1 protein-coding gene is annotated in these 658 nt (G+C 42.7%); it reads left to right on the plus strand.

All coding sequences use genetic code 11. The features are described 5' to 3' along the window. Positions 1-550, plus strand: a 550-nt coding sequence (locus J8L84_RS20200) for a hypothetical protein (RefSeq protein ID WP_247670909.1), incomplete at its 5' end; no start/stop codon positions are given. Between the last annotated feature and the right edge of the window lie 108 nt (positions 551-658).

Genomic DNA, 658 nt, shown 5'->3' on the forward strand with positions numbered 1-658 from the left:
GATGCTTGTCAGGTTTTCCGATATGAAAAGAATCAATGTAATTGGAACTAGTGGAAGCGGTAAGTCGCACTTCAGCAGACGCCTTGCGGACAAACTCAATATCCCCTACATAGAAATGGACGCTGTTTTCTGGCTGCCTAATTGGGAGCATCTGGGAACTAAAGAATTTCTGTTTAAATTAGAAAGTTTAATGGGACAGGAGACGTGGGTCTTGGACGGCAACCAATCCAAAACCAATGAGTTAAAGTGGCAATACGTAGACACTATTGTTTGGCTGGACTTTGGTTTCTTTCATACGCTTAAGCAAATGCTCACACGTTCATTCAAACGGGCTTATTCAAAAGAGGAAATTTGGGTTGGTACTGGAAACTGTGAATCATTCAGGCGTAACTTCTTTTCATCGGAATCTGTTGTGTTGTGGATGTTACAAAACTATTGGAAAACTAAGCAAAAATACGCAGAGTTGTTTGCAAGTGAACTCGCAAAGAGTGTTACGTTGGTGCATATTAAATCACCAAAACAAGCAGAGATGTTTTTAGCTAGTGCGTAGGGCATCTAACAAAACGTTAAACGCACTCCCGTTGGTCGTTGGGACGCAAACACACACGGCTGCTGTGCCATTATGCCGTGCGTATTCGCGCCCGTTAACTTGGTGTTA

This window comes from Alteromonas sp. MMG017, assembly GCF_018100795.1.
GTDB lineage: Bacteria > Pseudomonadota > Gammaproteobacteria > Enterobacterales > Alteromonadaceae > Alteromonas.